Source organism: Anaerophilus nitritigenes, from assembly GCF_004138215.1.
Lineage (GTDB): Bacteria > Bacillota > Clostridia > Peptostreptococcales > Thermotaleaceae > Anaerophilus > Anaerophilus nitritogenes.
In genome coordinates, this window is sequence record NZ_RYYS01000020.1 from 56,104 (window position 1) to 73,354 (window position 17,251).

The following is a 17,251-nucleotide window of genomic DNA, read 5'->3' on the forward strand; positions in this document are numbered from 1 at the left end:
GGAGAGAAAATGGATAAGTATATTATAAAGAATGGTAAAAAAATGAAATATGGATATACAACAGGTTCCTGTGCAGCAGCAGCTTCTAAAGCTGCTGCTTTGATGGCTATTAATGGAGAAAAGGTAGATTTTGTAAGAATTGATACTCCAAAAGGATGGATCATAGATATAGAAGTACAAGAATATGAAATGAAAAAGGATTGGGCCTTTTGTGCAGTACAAAAAGATGCAGGAGATGATCCTGACAATACCCATGGCATATTTATTCATGCAGTGGTAGAAATTATAGATGAACCCAAAATCCAGATCAAAGGAGGAATAGGAGTAGGAGTAGTTACAAAACCTGGGCTTTCTATATCTCCTGGCAATCCAGCTATTAATCCAGTTCCTCAAAAGATGATTCAAAAAGAAGTAAGAGAAGTTTTGCCTAAAGATAAAGGTGCCATTATTACTATTTCTGTACCCAATGGAGAAGAAATTGCAAAAAAAACATTTAATCCTAGACTTGGAATTGTAGGAGGTATCTCTATTTTAGGAACCTCTGGAATTGTAGTTCCTATGTCAGAGGAAGCTTATAGAGAATCTTTGGCTATAGAGATGAAAGCTGCAATTTATGAAAATCCAGAGAAGATTATTTTGGTACCAGGAAATTTTGGAGAAGATTTAGCGATCCATTATTATCATTTAGAAAAACAAAAGATAGCAAAGATAAGTAATTTTGTAGGTTTTATATTAGAAAAATGTGTAGAATACAAAGTCAAAAAAGTGCTTATGATTGGACATATAGGTAAGTTTGTTAAGCTAGTAGGAGGTATTTTTCATACCCATAGTAAGGTTTCTGATGCAAGAATAGAAATATTAGCAGCAAACATGGCTTTAATGGGAGCACCTAGCTTTGTAATAGAAGAATTATTTGATTGTGTCACAACAGAAGCTGCAATAGAAGTCATTGAAAAAAGAGGTTATGAAGGAGTTTATGAAAAACTATGTAACAAAGCAGAAGAAAGATGTAGAATTAGAGTGCATGATGAATTAGAAATAGGAGTTATTATGTTTGGGATGGGGCAAAAGATTTTAGGTGAAGGGAGAATTGCCCAAAAATTATTGGAGGAATTTAAAAATGAGTAAGATTTATGTACTTGGAATAGGCCCTGGTCATAAAGACTACATTTTACCTGTTGTTATGAATACAATTTATAATTGTGATGTATTAATTGGAGGAAAAAGACATTTAGAGGATTTTAAAGATTTAGGAAAAGAAATGCTTTATATAGGATCGAATTTGAAAGAACTTATACAGTATACAAAAGAAAATCAACAAAATAAAAAAATAGCATATCTTCTTTCGGGAGATACAGGTTTTTATAGCATGTTGAGTTTTTTAAAAAAGTATTTTAAATCAAATGAATTAGAAGTAATTCCAGGAATTAGTTCGTATCAATATTTAATGGCAAAAGTAGGACAAACTTGGCATGATGCATATATAGGAAGTCTTCATGGAAGAGAATTTGATTTTTTAGAGGTAGTAAAAAAATATAAGAAAGTAATTCTATTGACAGATCAAAAATATTCTCCAAAGGAAATTGCAAGAAAAATGATCAATGATCATATACAAGGAAAAATCATGATTATAGGAGAAAATCTTTCTTATCCAAATGAAAAAATTACGATTGCTTCTTTAGAAGAAGTAATTCATATAAGTGAATTTAATATGTGCGTGGTGGTGATTGTAGATGAATTGGAAATTTAAAACTCCTGGAATACCAGATGAACATTTTATTAGAGGAAAAGTTCCTATGACAAAAGAAGAAGTACGAGCTCTTACTATTTCTAAACTTAGATTAAAAGAAGATCTAGTTATGATAGATATAGGAGCAGGAACAGGATCTATTTCGATTGAATCAGCTCATATTTGTAAAAAGGTAATAGCTATTGAAAGAAATCCTGAAGGAATAGAACTCATAAAAAAAAATAGTGAAAAATTTAATGTATCTATAGAAATTATTCACAACAATGGAATAGATGCCCTAAAAGAAATAGATACCTTTGATAGAGCTTTTATTGGGGGTAGCGGAGGAGAGTTAGAAGAAATTATAAAGTTATGTTATGAAAAATTAACAAATGAAGGAATTTGTGTAGTCAATTGTATTACTATTGAGACTTTATATAAGTCTATGGAGTTTTTGAAGTCTACTGGATTTAAAGATATAGATCTAAGTTCTATCAATATATCCAAAGGAAAAGCATTAGGAAAATATACACTTATGGAAGCTTTAAATCCTATTTATATTATAGCAGCTAAAAAACAAAAGGAGGAAATATAATGGTATATTTCATAGGAGCAGGACCAGGAGATCCAGATTTAATCACAGTAAAGGGAAGAAAAATTGTAGAAAAAGCAGATGTGATTATTTATGCAGGATCTTTAGTAAACAAAGAAATCATTAATTGCAGAAAAGAAGAAGCACAAGTTTATAATAGTGCATCTATGACACTAGAAGAAGTTATTGAGGTTATAGAAAAAGCAGAACTAGAAAAACAATTAGTAGCCAGAGTTCATACAGGAGATCCAAGTATTTATGGTGCCATAAGAGAACAAATAGATATATTAGAGGAAAAGAAAATTTCTTATGAAGTGATTCCAGGAGTAAGTTCTTTTGTAGGAGCAGCAGCGGCTATCGGCAAAGAATTTACTTTACCAGGAATTACTCAAACTGTTATTCTTACAAGAATGGAAGGAAGAACTCCAGTTCCTGAGAAAGAAAGCTTAGAGAGTTTAGCTAAGCATAAGGCTTCTATGTGTATATTTTTATCTGTTCATATGATTGGTGAAGTAGTTAAAAAACTTTTAACTCATTATGAGAGTCATACACCTATTGCAGTGATTCAAAAGGCTACTTGGGAAGATCAAAAAATTGTATTAGGAACATTAGAAGATATTGAGAAAAAGGTGAAAAAAGCAGATATTAAAAAGACAGCTCAAATATTAGTAGGTCATTTTCTAGGAAATGAGTATGAATATTCTAAGCTTTATGATAAGACATTTTCTCATGAATATAGGAATGCAAAGAAATGAAAGCAATTATAACCCTTACAAAAGGAGGGGCTTGTTTAGGATATAGATTATTAAAGAATATGGATAATACTGTATTGTATGTAAATTCTAAATTTATAATAAAAGAAGATAATATATATCCTATCAAAGAAAAATTTTCCGATTTTGTATCAAAACTATTTAATCAATATGAATGTTTGATATTTATTATGGCTACAGGGATTGTAGTAAGAACTATTGCTCCAAATATAAAAGATAAAAAAGCAGATCCAGCAATCCTTGTTTTAGATGAAAAAGGAAAAAATGTGATTAGTCTTTTATCTGGACATATTGGAGGAGCTAATGAGTATACAAAACATATTGCTATAATATTAGGGGCTAACCCTGTGATTACTACAGCTTCAGATGTAAATGACTCAATAGCAATAGATACTTTATCTATGATGATCGGTGGAGAAATTGAAAATTTTAGTGATGCTACAAAGATTACAGCTCATATTGTCAATGGGGAAAAGGTAGGGATTGATTCAGATATTCCAATAAACATCCCTTTACCTGAGAATATAGTATATATTAAAGATCATATAAAAAACTGTATAGGAATGATTTATATTACAAATAAAGAAAAAATAAAACCTATTGCAATAGATCAGGTAATCATAAGACCCAAAAATATTATACTAGGGATAGGTTGTAGGAGAAGAAAATCAAAAGAAGAAATATTAAAGGCCATTGATGATTGTCTAGAAAAGCTTAATATTTCAAAAAAATCTATCAAACATATAGCAACTGTAGATTTAAAAAAAGATGAAAAAGGACTTATAGAAGCAGCTAAAGAATTAAAAATTCCACTTATGATTATAGCTAGAGAAGAGATCAAAAAAGTACAAGATCAGTTTGAAGGATCTGAATTTGTAAAAAAAATTACTGGAGTGGGAGCTGTTTGTGAGCCAGTAGCTTATTTAAGTGGTAAGGATGGGAATTTTATTCAAAACAAAAAAAAGTATGATGGAATAACCATAGCAGTCTTTGAAGAAGGTGATAATAATGGAAATCGTAGTAGTAGGTGTAAATCATAAAAATGCACCTGTTGAGATTAGAGAAAAAGTATCTTTTGGTAACAATGATTTACAAAATGCATATGAATATTTAGAAGAAAATTCTTATATCGAAGAAGTAGTGATCTTATCTACTTGTAATAGAAGTGAGATTACCGCTTTTGTAAAAGATGAAGAAAAAGGAATTGAAATTCTAAAAAATTTTTATAAAGACTTTTTTTCATTAAAAGATATGATGGATGATTATTTTTTTGTGAAAAATTCAGATGAAGCTGTAAAACATGTATTTCAATTAGCAGCTGGGCTTGAATCTTTAATTTTAGGAGAAGATCAAATTTTAGGACAAGTAAGAAATGCTCATGAATATGCTTTAGAAATAGGAAAAACAGGAAAAGTTTTAAACAAACTTTATAGAGAAGTCATTACTACTGCTAAAAAAATTAAAAGGGAAACAGCTATTTCACAAAATTCTCTATCAATTAGTTCTATAGCAGTAAAATTTATTGAAGAAATATTTGAGGATTTAAAAAAGAAAAAGGTGTTAGTCATCGGTGTTGGAACTATGAGTCGTATTGCTATTGAAAACTTAATTGCTAAGGGAGTAAAAGAAATATATGTAACAAATAGAACTGTAGGACATGTGATTGATTTATCAGAGAGATATAAAGAAATTCAGGTAGTAGAGTTTTCTAAAAGATATGAATGGATTTCAAAAGTGGATATTATTATAAGTTCTACAAGTGCGCCTCATTATGTTTTAAAGAAAGATAAATTTATGAAATATCATGATGGAGAAAAAGTCTGTATGGTGGATATTGCTATCCCTAGAGATATTGAGCCTCAAATAGGAAAATTAGAAGGGGTATCTTTATATGAGTTAGATGCTTTAAAAAGAGTATCTCTTGAAAATATGGAATCACGATTAGAAGCAGCAAAAGATGCTATTAAAATAATTATTGAAGAATGTATTGAATTTGAAAATTGGTACAATTGTCTTTCTATTTTTCCTGTTATAGAAGAACTTCAAGAATATAGTACAGAAATTTTAGAGACAGAAATAGAAAGTTTAATAAATAGACTTGAAGATGCTTCACAGAAGGATCAAGAATTAATTCAAATTGTTATGAGAAGTCTTACGAAAAAATTGTTAAAAAGACCTATTCTTAATTTAAAAAGGGCTGGAGAAGATCGAAAAGGAAGATTGTATGCTCAAATTGCTAGTGAATTGTTTGGAATGAATATATACAGTTGTAAAAAAGACAGGAGGCAAACAAATGAATAAAGGTAAAATATATGTAGTTGGATTAGGACCTGGAAGCTATGAACATATGAGTCATAGAGCTAAAAAAGCAATAGAGGATTCACAAGTAATTGTAGGGTATAAAACTTATATAGACTTAATCAAAGATTTATTACATGAAAAAGAGGTCATTGATTCTGGAATGAGAAAAGAAGTAGAGAGATGTAATATTACTTTAGATGAGGCTTTAAAAGGAAAAAATGTTTCTATTATAAGTAGTGGGGATGCAGGAATTTATGGAATGGCAGGAATTATGTTAGAGGTAGTCAATGAAAAAGATGAAGATATAGAAGTGGAAGTAGTTCCTGGAATTACAGCTTCGAATGCAGCAGCATCTACTTTAGGAGCTCCGATTATGCATGACTCGGCTGTTATTTCTTTAAGTGATCTTTTAACAGATTGGGAATTGATTAAAAAAAGGATTGAATGTGCTTCAATGGGAGATTTTGTTATATCTTTATATAATCCTAAAAGTAAAGGAAGAATCCATCAAATAGAAGAAGCAAGAGAAATCATGTTAAAATACAAATCTCCAGATACACCAGTTGGAATTGTAAGAAATGCAAAAAGAGAAGAGGAAGAAGTTTTTATTACCGATTTAGAACATATGTTGAGCTATCCAATTGATATGCTTACAGTTGTGATTATAGGAAATCAAAAGACTTATGTAAAAAATGGAAAAATGATCACACCTAGAGGCTATGTATTATGATCATGATTCTTAGTGGTACACAAGATGGAAGAGAAATTGTAGATATGTTGCAAAACTTGAAATATCCACTTTTAGTGACCACAGCCACAGCTTATGGAGCAGAATTAATTCCAAAGAACAACAGATCTATAGTCATTCACAAAAAACTTTCAAAAGAGGAAATGCAAGAGATGATTATCAATAAGAATATAAAAATTCTTATTGATGCAACTCATCCTTATGCAGTAGAGGTTTCGCAAAATGCAATAGAGGTTTGTAAAAAAAAGAATGTTCTTTATATTCGATTTCAAAGAAAAGAAAGTCTTTTATCTCAATATGAACATAGAATTTATTATGCTTCTGATTATGAAGAAGCAGCAAATAGGATAAATACTTTAAAAGGAAATGTACTTCTTACGACAGGAAGCAAAACACTAGAAATTTTTACACAAAGTGTGGATACTAATAGACTTTTTCCAAGAGTGTTACCTGTAAGTGATGTCATTAAAAAATGTGAAAATTTAGATATAAAACCTTCTCATATTATTGCTATGCAAGGACCTTTTTCTACTCAAATGAATGTAGAAATCATAAAAAAATGCAAAATAGATATCTTAGTTTCTAAAGATAGTGGAGATTATGGAGGAACCATGCAAAAGCTAGAAGCAGCTAAACTTATGAATATATTTGTAGTGATGATTCAAAGGCCAAAGCTTAATTATCCTCATGTATTTGATAATATAGAAGATATGATAAATAAAGTGAGGATAGCTTATGAATAAATATTATCCTATGATGTTAAATATTTATAATAAACAATGCTTAGTAATCGGAGGAGGAGAAGTTGCTCAAAGAAAGATATTTTCTCTTTTGCATTATGGTGCAAATGTAACGTTAATAAGTCCTTATATAACCTATCAATTAGATCATCTTGTAAAGGAAGAAAAAATTAAGTATATAAAAAGAGAATATAAAAAGGGAGATATAAGGGGTTATTTTTTAGCTTATATTACTACAAATCATAAACAAATTAATGAGTTATGTATAAAAGAAGCAAGAGAAGAAAGAGTTTTAATCAATGTAGCAGATGATCCAAAAAAATGTGATTTTGTTATACCATCAACCTTTAATAGAGGAGATCTTCAAGTTTGTATTTCTACCAATGGAAAAAGTCCTATGCTTACTAAAAAAATGAAAGAAGACTTAAAAGAGATTTTTCCTAAAGAATATGAAGAATTTATTAATGCATTAGGAGAGATAAGACAAATAATTATAAAAGAAGTAGATAATATTCATCTAAGGAAGGAAATTTTTGAAAAATTAGTGTATAATGATGTATTAAAGAAATATATAAACAAAGAAGTTAAAGATATAAAAAAAGCTTTAATTTCTTTGTATAATGAAAATATAAAGTGAAAAGGTGAAAAAAATGAAAAAAAGGATTGTGATTGGTTCTAGAGCAAGTGATCTAGCTTTAAAGCAAACTTATTGGATCGTAGAATGTCTCAAAGAAAAATATCCTGATCTAGAATATGAAGTAGTAAAAATTAAAACTATGGGCGATCAAATTTTAGATCAAACATTAAGCAAAATTGGAGGCAAAGGACTTTTTGTAAAAGAAATTGAAGCAGCACTTCTTGAGAATAAAATAGATTTAGCAGTACACAGTATGAAGGATGTTCCTACTCAAATGATAGATGAATTAATTATTGGGGCTATTACAGATAGAGAAGATCCAAGAGATGTACTTATTACTAAAAATCATATTAAATTAGATGACTTAAAACAAGGAGCCAGAATTGGTACAAGTAGTTTAAGAAGAGCAGCTCAAATTCTTGCATATAGACCAGATATTTCTATTGAACCTATTAGAGGAAATATTAAAACAAGAATAGAAAAAATAGAAACTATGAATTTAGATGGAATTATTCTAGCTGCTGCAGGAATTATTCGTATGGGATGGCAAGATAAAATTACAGAGTATCTTTCTACACAAATATCTACTCCAGCCGTAGGACAAGGAACATTAGCTATTCAAATCAGAAAAGACGATCAATGGGTGCAGTCTATTGTGAAGGCATTAAATAACGAAGAAGTTCAAATGAGTGTATTAGCAGAAAGAAGTTTTATGAAAAAATTAAATGGTGGATGCCATGTACCTATTGGAGCTTTTGCCAAAGTAGACGGGGAAAAAATTCATATGACTACTATAGTGGCAAATGAAGATGGAAAAAAGATAATAAAACTTAAAAATTCTTGTAGAAAATGGGATGCAGAACAATTAGGAGTCCAAATGGCACAAGAAACACTAGAAAAGGGCGGTCAAGATATATTAAAAAATTTGTAGGCAGGTGATAAGATGAATAAAGGAAAGGTTTTCTTAATTGGAGCAGGTCCTGGAGATTATAAACTCATTACTATAAAAGGGTTAGAGTGTATTAAAAGGGCAGATGTAGTACTTTACGATCGATTAGCAAGTCCTAGACTTTTATCTTTTGCAAAAGAAGATTCAGAAATGATTTATGTAGGAAAAGCTCCTAATAATCATGCCTATACTCAAGATGAAATTAATGAATTGATTTTAAAAAAAGCTTTAGAAGGAAAAGTTGTTGCAAGACTTAAAGGGGGAGACCCTTATGTATTTGGAAGAGGTGGAGAAGAAGCAAAGGTTTTAAAAGATCATCAAGTGCCTTTTGAAATTGTACCAGGTATCACATCTTCTATAGCGGTTCCATCCTATGCTGGCATTCCAGTAACCCATAGAAATGTAAGTTCTTCCTTTCATGTGATTACAGGAAATGAAGATCCTACAAAAGAAGAAAATGTAATTGATTATGAAGCATTGGAAAAGGTAGAAGGTACTCTTATTTTTTTAATGGGTATTAAAAATTTAGATAAAATTTGTAAAAGTCTTATAAAATTTGGACAAGATCCGAATAGACCAGTAGCTGTAATTATGAAAGGAACTACTTCAAATCAAAAAATGGCAAAAGGCACATTGTCTGATATTTATCAAAAAGTGAAAGAAAATAATATTCAAAATCCGGCTATTATTATTGTAGGAGAAGTAGTAAATTTATCTGAAACGTTAAATTGGTTTGAAAACAAACCATTATTTGGAAAAAACATATTAGTTACAAGAACGAGAACACAAGCAAGTGCTTTGTCTGAAAAATTGGAGGATTTAGGAGCAAATCCAATAGAGTTTCCTACGATTCGAGTTGAAAAACCTAAAGAATATGAAAAAATTGATAAAGCCATAAAACAAATTGACAAATATAAATGGATTATATTTACTAGTGTCAATGGAGTATATGCCTTCTTTGAAAGATTAAAAGAGTTAAAGATAGATGTGAGAAATCTGTATAATGTGAAATTAGTAGCTATAGGAACTGCCACTCAAAAAGCTTTAGAAGATAAAGGATTATTGGTAGAGTATGTACCAGATGTATTTAGAGCAGAAGCTATCATAGAAGGATTAAAAGATAAAATCCATAAAGGAGATCATATTCTTTTACCAAGAGCAGACATTGCAAGAACTATTTTAATTGAAGAATTAGAAAAAATGGGTGCTTTGGTAGATAATATATCTATTTATCATACAACAATTCCAAATGTAGATAAAGAAAAATTAATCAATATATTAAAAGAAGGAATAGATCTAATTACTTTTACTAGTTCTTCTACTGTTAAAAATTTCATAGAGATTTTAGGAGAAGAAAATAAAAAATTATTAAAAGATATAACTATTGCAGTTATAGGACCTATTACAGAACAAACTGCAAAAGATATGGAACTAAAAGTAGATATTAGTGCAGATGAATTTACAATTGATGGACTTGTAGATTCTATTTTAAAATGGAATAAATAGGAGAGATAAAAATGGATTTTATTCACAGACCAAGAAGATTAAGAACAAATAAAGCTATAAGAAGTTTAGTAAGAGAGACTATACTTAATGTAGATGATTTTATTTATCCTTTATTTGTAGTAGAGGGAGAAGGAATCAAAGAAGAAATTGAAAGTTTAAAAAATAATTATCATTTCTCAATAGACATGTTAAAAGATGAGATCCAAGAGATTGTAAGTCTTGGAATAAAAGGAGTTATTTTATTTGGACTACCAAATAAAAAAGATTCTTATGGAAGTGAAGCTTATAGTGATGAAGGAATTGTACAAAAGGCTATAAGAGAAATAAAAAAAATAAATGAAGATATTTTAGTTATTACAGATGTTTGTATGTGTCAATATACAGATCATGGTCATTGTGGAATCATAAAAAATAATTATGTACAAAATGATATGACTTTAGAATATATTGCAAAAATTGCCCTATCTCATGCTAAAGCAGGAGCAGATATGGTAGCACCATCAGATATGATGGATGGAAGAATAAAAGCTATTCGAGAAGAATTAGACAATAATGGATTTGAGGATGTATCTATTATGGCTTATAGTGCAAAATATGCTTCAGCTTTTTATGGACCTTTTAGAGCTGCAGCTCATTCAACTCCTAGCTTTGGAGATCGAAATACTTATCAAATGGATCCTGCAAATACAGATGAAGCCATAAGAGAAGTTAAATTAGATATAGAAGAAGGGGCAGATATTGTCATGGTAAAACCGGCGCTTTCTTATCTAGATGTAGTAAGGAGAGTAAAAGATACATTTGATGTTCCACTAGCTGTTTACAATGTAAGTGGCGAATATGCAATGGTAAAAGCGGCTTTTGAAAGAGGTTGGATTGATGAAAAAAGAATTGTCTTAGAAAAATTACTATCTATGAAAAGAGCAGGAGCAGGAATAATCATTACTTACCATGCAAAAGATGCAGCTAGATGGTTAAGAGAGGAGTGAGCATATGGAGTTTACAAAATCAAAAGCTTTATTTGAAGAAGCAAAAAAGTTTATCCCAGGAGGAGTAAATTCTCCTGTAAGAGCATTTCCTTCTGTCAATATAGATCCTCCCTTTATTCAAAGAGGTAAGGGAAGCAAAATATATGATGTAGATGGAAATGAATATATTGACTATGTAGGATCATGGGGACCTCTGATATTAGGACATGCTCATCCTGAGGTGATAAGTGCATTAAAGGATGTTATGGATCTAGGAACAAGCTATGGAGCTCCTACAGATCTTGAAACAAGACTCTCAAAGCTTGTTTGTGAAGCTGTACCGTCTGTTGAAATGATAAGAATGGTAAATTCAGGAACAGAAGCAACTATGAGTGCCCTAAGACTAGCAAGAGGATATACCAAAAGAGATATTATTGTTAAATTTGAAGGAAATTATCATGGTCATTCAGATAGCTTGCTGATTAAAGCAGGATCAGGAGCGTTAACATTTGGAGTTCCTAATAGTCCTGGGATTCCACAAGATATTGCAAAAAACACTATTACAGCAAAATATAATGATATAGAGGGCATTACAAATATATTTGATAGATTTGGAAAAGATATAGCAGGAGTAATTATTGAGCCGATCTCAGGAAACATGGGGGTAGTTCCTGCTACAAAGGAATTTATGAATCATCTTAGAAAAATTACGAAAGAATATGGATCACTTCTCATTATCGATGAGGTAATGACAGGTTTTAGAGTTTCTTTTCATTGTGCTCAAAGCTTATATAATATAGATCCAGATATTACAACTTTTGGAAAGATCATTGGTGGAGGACTTCCTGTAGGCGCTTATGGAGGGAAAAGAGAAATTATGAAGCATATTTCTCCAATAGGAGATATTTATCAAGCTGGGACTTTATCTGGAAATCCATTAGCTATGACAGCAGGATATATAACTTTGAAAATATTAAAAGAAAATCCTTATATTTATGAAGAATTAGAAGAAAAGTCTAAAATGTTAGAAAATGGTTTTGTAGAGAACACAAAAAAAATAGGAGTAAAAGCCACATTTAATAGAGTAGGATCCATGCTTTGTATGTTTTTTACAGAAAAGAAAGTCGTAGATTTTTCATCTGCTATGACGAGTAATACGAGTCAGTTTGCTATCTATTTTGAGGAAATGTTAAAACAAGGGATTTATTTAGCACCTTCTCAATTTGAAGCAACATTCCTAAGTGCAGTGCATACAAAAGAAGAAATACAAAAGACAATCGAAGCAAATTATCATGCACTCAAAAAAGTTATTTGATAGATATGAAATAGATGATATAATGAATGATGAAAATTTAACGAAGAAGGAGAATTAAATATGAGTATATATGAACAATGGAAAGCTATAGCATATGAACATGAAAGTCAAGAGAGTTTTAATAAATTTTGGGACAAATATGCTATTACAGAAAAAAGAATTTATGAAGATGTGTTAACAAATTATAAAGAGAATGTACTAGGAACTATAAAAGAATTAGTAGAAAAATATGACACTACAGGACCAGATTTTATGGGATTTTTGGATGGAATTAATGAAAGTTTAAAAAAATCTTTAAACTTAGAAGAAATTAATGAAGACAGCTCTATTCATCTTGAAATTGATTTTGAAAAACTTTACTATAATATGTTAGAAGCAAAAGCTGATTATCTATATACACTACCACAGTGGGATGTTATTTTAGATGAAGAAACAAGAAAAGCAATTACAAAAGAACAAAGGAATTCTAAAACTATCATAAAAGAAGATAAAATAGGAAGAAATGATCCTTGTACTTGTGGAAGCGGTAAAAAATACAAAAAATGTTGTGGAAAATAAAATTTAAATAAAAAGACTACTGCATTAGGGGTTACTTTAAGGCAGTAGTCTTTTGTTGTTAAGGAAAGTTAATTATTTTTTGTTTGGATACTTTTCAAGGGCTATTTTTAAAATTTCCATAGCTCTTTTTAAATCTTCTTCTTTTAAAATATGTGCAATCCTGACTTCATCTTTTCCCATGCCTTTTGTTGTATAAAAGCCTTGACCAGGAGCAAACATGACTGTTTCATTATTTAAGTCAAAATCTTTCAAAAGCCATATTACAAATTCTTCAGCATCTTGTACAGGAAGCTTTGCGATTACATAAAAAGCTCCTTTTGGTTTTTGACAAAAAACTCCTGGAATTTTTATAAGCCCTTCATAAACTGCATTTCTTCTTTTTTGGTATTCACATAAAACTTTTTCAAAATAATCTGTCTCTACATGATAAAGCTCTGTAGCTCCTATTTGTTCAAGGGTTGGACAACAGAGTCTTCCTTGACATAGCTTTAAAATTTGTGCAATCAATGCTTTGTTTTTACTTAAAATAGCACCTATTCTTGCACCACAAGCGCTAAATCTTTTAGATACACTATCTACTAAAATTACTTGTTCACAAATATCTTTCATATCACAAAAGCTTGTAAATTCTAGATCATCATAAACAAATTCTCTATATACTTCATCAGAAATAATGAAAAGACCATGCTCTTTTGCCACATCAGCTAAAAGTCTAACTTCTTCTTTTGTATAAACTACTCCAGTAGGATTGCCTGGATTAGAAAGAAGAATAGCTTTTGTACGAGAAGTAATTAATTTTTCAATATTTTCTTTAGGTGGAATATGAAAGCCATCTTCAGCTTTTGTAACAAGAGGAATAGTTTTGATTCCTGCAATAGTAGAAAAGCCTGCATAATTAGAATAAAAGGGTTCAGGAACAATTACCTCATCTAAGGGATCAGCTACAGCTTGAAGTGCAAAGGATAGAGCTTCACTTCCTCCATTTGTGATTAAAATTTCATCTTTTTCAAAAAATAAATTGTATTTTTCATAATAATCTATCATAGCAGCAATTAGTGTTGGCATTCCTTCAGAATATGAATAAGCTAATATTTTTTCATCAAAGTTTTTAATTGCTTTCATAAAACCTTCAGGAGTAACAATATCTGGTTGTCCAATATTTAAATGATAGATTTTTTTCCCATTCGATTTTGCTTCTTCAGCATAAGGAGTTAACTTTCGAATAGGAGATGCGCCCATAGTTATGATTCTTTTAGAAAAATTTTTCATAGGTCCTCCTAATTGGTATAATATTTTGTGAATTTTTTATAATTTAGTCGAAATATAAAGAATAATGTAAAATATATAATATTATTATATTAGCAAAATCAAATGATACAGTCAAGAAAAAAGAAAAGCAAACTACTATCACATCCACCAAATAATCCCCCAAAGCTAGATTGTGTATCCGTCATATTCAAGTACCCCTTTTTAAGAAGATAACATATTTTTTCTATATTAAAATACGCAATAAGAAAGATATATGTTACACTTTAAATAGATTTTTTATTTAATTAAGAGGTGAGAAGAGTGGATTTATTTGAAATATTAAAAGAAAAAAATATGAAAAAAGATGCTCCTTTAGCAGAGCGAATGAAGCCAGAATCTTTAGATGAATTTTTTGGACAAGAACATATATTAGGACAAGGAAAATTGTTAAGAAGAGCTATACAAGCAGACAAAATTACTTCTTTGATTTTACATGGATCACCTGGAACAGGAAAAACTAGCTTAGCAAAAGTTATTGCTAATTCTACAAAGTCAAATTTTGTAAAGTTAAATGCAGTTACATCAGGAATAAAAGAATTAAAAGAAGTTGTCAAAGAAGCAGAAAATGCATTAGGTATGTATAATAAAAAAACTATTCTTTTTATAGATGAAATTCATAGATTTAATAAATCACAACAAGATGCATTGCTTCCCTATGTAGAAAATGGAACTTTGACTTTGATTGGAGCAACTACAGAAAATCCATATTTTGAGGTAAATGCTGCACTTTTATCTAGATCTATGCTTTTTTCATTAAAACCCTTAGATAAAATATCTATAAAAAAAATGATTCAAAAAGCACTGACAGATTCGGAAAAGGGAGTAGGTATGCTTCCTATTTATATGGAAGAAAAGGCATATGAATTTTTAGTAGATATTTCTAATGGAGATGGAAGAAGAGCTCTAAATACTTTAGAGTTAGCAGTACTTACTACACCAAAAGGAGAAAATGGAAAAATTCATATTACATTAGATATTTTGCAAGAATGTGTTCAAAAGAAACATATTACTTATGATAAAAATGGAAATGAACATTATGATGTGATTTCTGCCTTTATTAAAAGTATGAGAGGATCAGATCCTAATGCAACTATACATTATTTGGCTCGAATGTTATATGCAGGTGAAGACCCTGTATTTATTGCAAGAAGAATTGTAATAGCAGCAGCAGAGGATGTAGGGCTTGCAGATCCAAATGCATTAGTTATTGCTAATAGTGCAGCACAAGCTATAAAGTTTGTTGGAATGCCTGAAGCTAGAATTATATTAGCAGAAGCTGCATTATACACAGCTACTGCGCCTAAAAGCAATAAAGGATATGAAGCAATCAATCAAGCATTAAAAGACATAGAGAGAAAGGATATTGGACAAGTTCCTCCTCATTTAAGAGATATGACTTCTCAAAATATACAAAATAAATATAATAATAAGATACAAAACAGTTATCTTTATCCCCATGATTATAAAGGAGCATATGTAAAACAGCAATATATGCCTGATCCATTAAAAAATACAAAATATTATAATCCTAAAGAAAATGGATATGAGAAAAATATTTTTGAAAGGTTAAAGAAATTAAAAAGTCAGCTTTAGCTGACTTTTTAACTTAAATTCTCTACTTTTAATATACTAGAGATTTCAATTACCATTTGATTTTTAAGAATTTCTTCTAAAGCTTTATTTAATATAGATTTTTTTACTTCATGAGTAACCACTACCAAAGGAATGGAGAAACCTTCTTTTCCTCTTTGAACAACAGAAGATAAACTAATACCATATTTTCCGAAAGTAGATGAAATTTTTCCGAGCATTCCTGGCTCATCATCCACTAAAGTTCGTATATAGTATTGACTAAGTCCTTCTTCTATTTTTGGAAGATTTTCACAAGGAGTAGGGCAAATTAAAAGATGATCTTTGTTTACAATACCCTTAGCAATTTCTAATACATCTCCCATTACAGCACTTCCAGTAGGCAGAGAGCCTGCTCCTTTTCCATAAAGCATTAATTCTCCTACAGCATTTCCTTTTACAAACAATGCATTAAATTCATCGTTAACAGAAGCTAGTGGATGATTATTAGGAATAAGTGTAGGATATACATAAAATTCTAGTTGATTATCCATCTTTTTTGCTGTAGCAAATAATTTAATTCTATAATCTAATTGTGTTGCGTAATCTATATCTTTTTTAGATATTTTGCTAATTCCTTCTTTTTGAATTTGATTTGGAGAGACATAAATACCAAAAGCTATAGACATCAAAATAGATAATTTAAAGGCAGCATCTTCTCCTTCTATATCGGATGAAGGATCCGCTTCAGCATATCCTTTTTCTTGTGCGAGTTTTAGAGCCTCATGAAACTCCATTCTATTTTCTGTCATCTGTGTAAGAATATAATTTGTTGTTCCGTTAATGATTCCTACCATTTCTTCTATTTCGTTGGCTGCAAGACTTTTGGTTAAAGTATTGATAATAGGAATCCCACCACCTACACTTGCCTCATATCTTAAAGCTACTTTATGTTTATGAGAAAGAGCATGAAGAGTTTCTCCATAAGTTGCAATAACTGCTTTATTTGCTGTAACTACATGCTTATGATTTTCAATAGCTTTTTTTATATACGAAAATGCAGTATCTATACCTCCTATAAGTTCAATGATTAGATCTATCTCAGGATCTAGAAGTATTTCATCAGCATTTGTAGTTAAAATTTCTTTAGGAACTTCATTATGTTTAGCTGGATTTCTTACAAGTATTTTTTTTATTTCCAACTTAGCACCTGTATAAGATTGAATCTTTGACATGTTTTTTTTTGTAATATCCCATACACCTTTTCCTATATTTCCTAATCCTAATAATCCTATTTTTATTGTTTGCATAATTAGTGCCTCCTATTTTAAGTGTTTGCATAATAAAAACAAATGTATTTGTTTTAAAAACTATAGGATTAATAGTACCATATTTATGAAAGATAGACAATAGATTTTGTGAAAAAAGGAAAAATGGTAAAGAAAACGGGACGGTTAAACATTAAGAATAAAAAATAAATAAAGATAAAAACTATTATTATGTTAGATAAATTTTTAAGAAGTGTGTAAATTGAAATAAATACTAGATAAAGTGAAGGGGT

General features: G+C 30.0%; 17 protein-coding genes. 15 read left to right on the forward strand and 2 right to left on the reverse strand.

What is annotated here, in order from left to right; genetic code table 11:
• Positions 1–9 precede the first annotated feature (9 nt).
• From cbiD to EK368_RS02560, 14 genes are read left to right on the forward strand one after another with little or no spacing between them, the layout of a single operon-like run.
• On the forward strand, positions 10–1,128 hold the full coding sequence (gene cbiD / locus EK368_RS02495) for a cobalt-precorrin-5B (C(1))-methyltransferase CbiD (RefSeq protein ID WP_129596159.1): 1,119 nt from the start codon (positions 10–12) through the stop codon (positions 1,126–1,128).
• A complete protein-coding gene (gene cbiE / locus EK368_RS02500; protein ID WP_129596160.1) occupies positions 1,121–1,750 on the forward strand; it encodes a precorrin-6y C5,15-methyltransferase (decarboxylating) subunit CbiE in 630 nt (209 codons plus the stop codon). Before cbiD ends, cbiE begins: the two co-directional genes overlap by 8 nt.
• Positions 1,734–2,324 carry a precorrin-6Y C5,15-methyltransferase (decarboxylating) subunit CbiT gene (gene cbiT / locus EK368_RS02505; protein ID WP_129596161.1) on the forward strand — a complete coding sequence of 197 codons (591 nt, stop codon included), beginning with the start codon at positions 1,734–1,736 and terminating at the stop codon, positions 2,322–2,324. The genes cbiE and cbiT overlap by 17 nt, the downstream gene beginning before the upstream one ends.
• On the forward strand, positions 2,324–3,076 hold the full coding sequence (gene cobM, locus EK368_RS02510) for a precorrin-4 C(11)-methyltransferase (RefSeq protein WP_129596162.1): 753 nt from the start codon (positions 2,324–2,326) through the stop codon (positions 3,074–3,076). The genes cbiT and cobM overlap by 1 nt, the downstream gene beginning before the upstream one ends.
• The gene (gene cbiG / locus EK368_RS02515) at positions 3,073–4,134 is read left to right on the forward strand and encodes a cobalt-precorrin 5A hydrolase (protein WP_129596163.1); all 1,062 of its coding nucleotides are present in this window, start codon (positions 3,073–3,075) and stop codon (positions 4,132–4,134) included. Before cobM ends, cbiG begins: the two co-directional genes overlap by 4 nt.
• Positions 4,103–5,395, forward strand: a complete 1,293-nt coding sequence (gene hemA, locus EK368_RS02520; RefSeq protein WP_129596164.1) for a glutamyl-tRNA reductase — start codon at positions 4,103–4,105, stop codon at positions 5,393–5,395. The genes cbiG and hemA overlap by 32 nt, the downstream gene beginning before the upstream one ends.
• Entirely contained in the window at positions 5,388–6,125 is a 738-nt protein-coding gene (cobJ, locus tag EK368_RS02525) for a precorrin-3B C(17)-methyltransferase (protein WP_129596165.1), read from the forward strand. Before hemA ends, cobJ begins: the two co-directional genes overlap by 8 nt.
• Positions 6,122–6,886: a cobalt-precorrin-6A reductase gene (locus tag EK368_RS02530; RefSeq protein ID WP_129596166.1), complete on the forward strand. Its 765-nt coding sequence runs from the start codon at positions 6,122–6,124 to the stop codon at positions 6,884–6,886. Before cobJ ends, EK368_RS02530 begins: the two co-directional genes overlap by 4 nt.
• Complete coding sequence (locus EK368_RS02535) at positions 6,879–7,520, forward strand: precorrin-2 dehydrogenase/sirohydrochlorin ferrochelatase family protein (RefSeq protein ID WP_129596167.1); 642 nt, start codon at positions 6,879–6,881, stop codon at positions 7,518–7,520. Before EK368_RS02530 ends, EK368_RS02535 begins: the two co-directional genes overlap by 8 nt.
• 13 nt (positions 7,521–7,533) lie before the next feature.
• A complete protein-coding gene (hemC, locus tag EK368_RS02540; protein ID WP_129596168.1) occupies positions 7,534–8,451 on the forward strand; it encodes a hydroxymethylbilane synthase in 918 nt (305 codons plus the stop codon).
• A 12-nt stretch (positions 8,452–8,463) separates the two neighbouring features.
• Positions 8,464–9,975, forward strand: a complete 1,512-nt coding sequence (cobA, locus tag EK368_RS02545) for a uroporphyrinogen-III C-methyltransferase (RefSeq protein ID WP_129596169.1) — start codon at positions 8,464–8,466, stop codon at positions 9,973–9,975.
• An 11-nt stretch (positions 9,976–9,986) separates the two neighbouring features.
• Entirely contained in the window at positions 9,987–10,961 is a 975-nt protein-coding gene (gene hemB, locus EK368_RS02550) for a porphobilinogen synthase (protein WP_129596170.1), read from the forward strand.
• 4 nt (positions 10,962–10,965) lie between these two features.
• Entirely contained in the window at positions 10,966–12,255 is a 1,290-nt protein-coding gene (gene hemL / locus EK368_RS02555; protein ID WP_129596171.1) for a glutamate-1-semialdehyde 2,1-aminomutase, read from the forward strand.
• A 60-nt stretch (positions 12,256–12,315) separates the two neighbouring features.
• A complete protein-coding gene (locus tag EK368_RS02560; protein WP_129596172.1) occupies positions 12,316–12,813 on the forward strand; it encodes an SEC-C metal-binding domain-containing protein in 498 nt (165 codons plus the stop codon).
• Between the two features lie 72 nt (positions 12,814–12,885).
• Here the strand turns inward: EK368_RS02560 and EK368_RS02565 are convergent, their stop codons facing one another.
• Positions 12,886–14,082 carry a pyridoxal phosphate-dependent aminotransferase gene (locus tag EK368_RS02565; protein WP_129596173.1) on the reverse strand — a complete coding sequence of 399 codons (1,197 nt, stop codon included), beginning with the start codon at positions 14,080–14,082 and terminating at the stop codon, positions 12,886–12,888.
• Positions 14,083–14,382: 300 nt separating this feature from the next.
• On the opposite strand from EK368_RS02565, the gene EK368_RS02570 reads away from it, so the two are divergent.
• Positions 14,383–15,714, forward strand: coding sequence for a replication-associated recombination protein A (locus tag EK368_RS02570; protein ID WP_129596174.1), 1,332 nt, complete (start codon positions 14,383–14,385; stop codon positions 15,712–15,714).
• 8 nt (positions 15,715–15,722) lie between these two features.
• On the opposite strand, the gene EK368_RS02575 is transcribed toward EK368_RS02570, so the two are convergent.
• On the reverse strand, positions 15,723–17,000 hold the full coding sequence (locus EK368_RS02575; protein ID WP_129596175.1) for a homoserine dehydrogenase: 1,278 nt from the start codon (positions 16,998–17,000) through the stop codon (positions 15,723–15,725).
• Positions 17,001–17,251: the final 251 nt, after the last annotated feature.

Bases quoted from the DNA above. Each gene is read 5' to 3' on its own strand.
- cbiD (WP_129596159.1), top strand. From the start codon at position 10: ATGGATAAGTATATTATAAAGAATGGTAAAAAAATGAAATATGGATAT.
- cbiE (WP_129596160.1), top strand. From the start codon at position 1,121: ATGAGTAAGATTTATGTACTTGGAATAGGCCCTGGTCATAAAGACTAC.
- cbiT (WP_129596161.1), top strand. From the start codon at position 1,734: ATGAATTGGAAATTTAAAACTCCTGGAATACCAGATGAACATTTTATT.
- cobM (WP_129596162.1), top strand. From the start codon at position 2,324: ATGGTATATTTCATAGGAGCAGGACCAGGAGATCCAGATTTAATCACA.
- cbiG (WP_129596163.1), top strand. From the start codon at position 3,073: ATGAAAGCAATTATAACCCTTACAAAAGGAGGGGCTTGTTTAGGATAT.
- hemA (WP_129596164.1), top strand. From the start codon at position 4,103: ATGGAAATCGTAGTAGTAGGTGTAAATCATAAAAATGCACCTGTTGAG.
- cobJ (WP_129596165.1), top strand. From the start codon at position 5,388: ATGAATAAAGGTAAAATATATGTAGTTGGATTAGGACCTGGAAGCTAT.
- EK368_RS02530 (WP_129596166.1), top strand. From the start codon at position 6,122: ATGATCATGATTCTTAGTGGTACACAAGATGGAAGAGAAATTGTAGAT.
- EK368_RS02535 (WP_129596167.1), top strand. From the start codon at position 6,879: ATGAATAAATATTATCCTATGATGTTAAATATTTATAATAAACAATGC.
- hemC (WP_129596168.1), top strand. From the start codon at position 7,534: ATGAAAAAAAGGATTGTGATTGGTTCTAGAGCAAGTGATCTAGCTTTA.
- cobA (WP_129596169.1), top strand. From the start codon at position 8,464: ATGAATAAAGGAAAGGTTTTCTTAATTGGAGCAGGTCCTGGAGATTAT.
- hemB (WP_129596170.1), top strand. From the start codon at position 9,987: ATGGATTTTATTCACAGACCAAGAAGATTAAGAACAAATAAAGCTATA.
- hemL (WP_129596171.1), top strand. From the start codon at position 10,966: ATGGAGTTTACAAAATCAAAAGCTTTATTTGAAGAAGCAAAAAAGTTT.
- EK368_RS02560 (WP_129596172.1), top strand. From the start codon at position 12,316: ATGAGTATATATGAACAATGGAAAGCTATAGCATATGAACATGAAAGT.
- EK368_RS02565 (WP_129596173.1), bottom strand. From the start codon at position 14,082: ATGAAAAATTTTTCTAAAAGAATCATAACTATGGGCGCATCTCCTATT.
- EK368_RS02575 (WP_129596175.1), bottom strand. From the start codon at position 17,000: ATGCAAACAATAAAAATAGGATTATTAGGATTAGGAAATATAGGAAAA.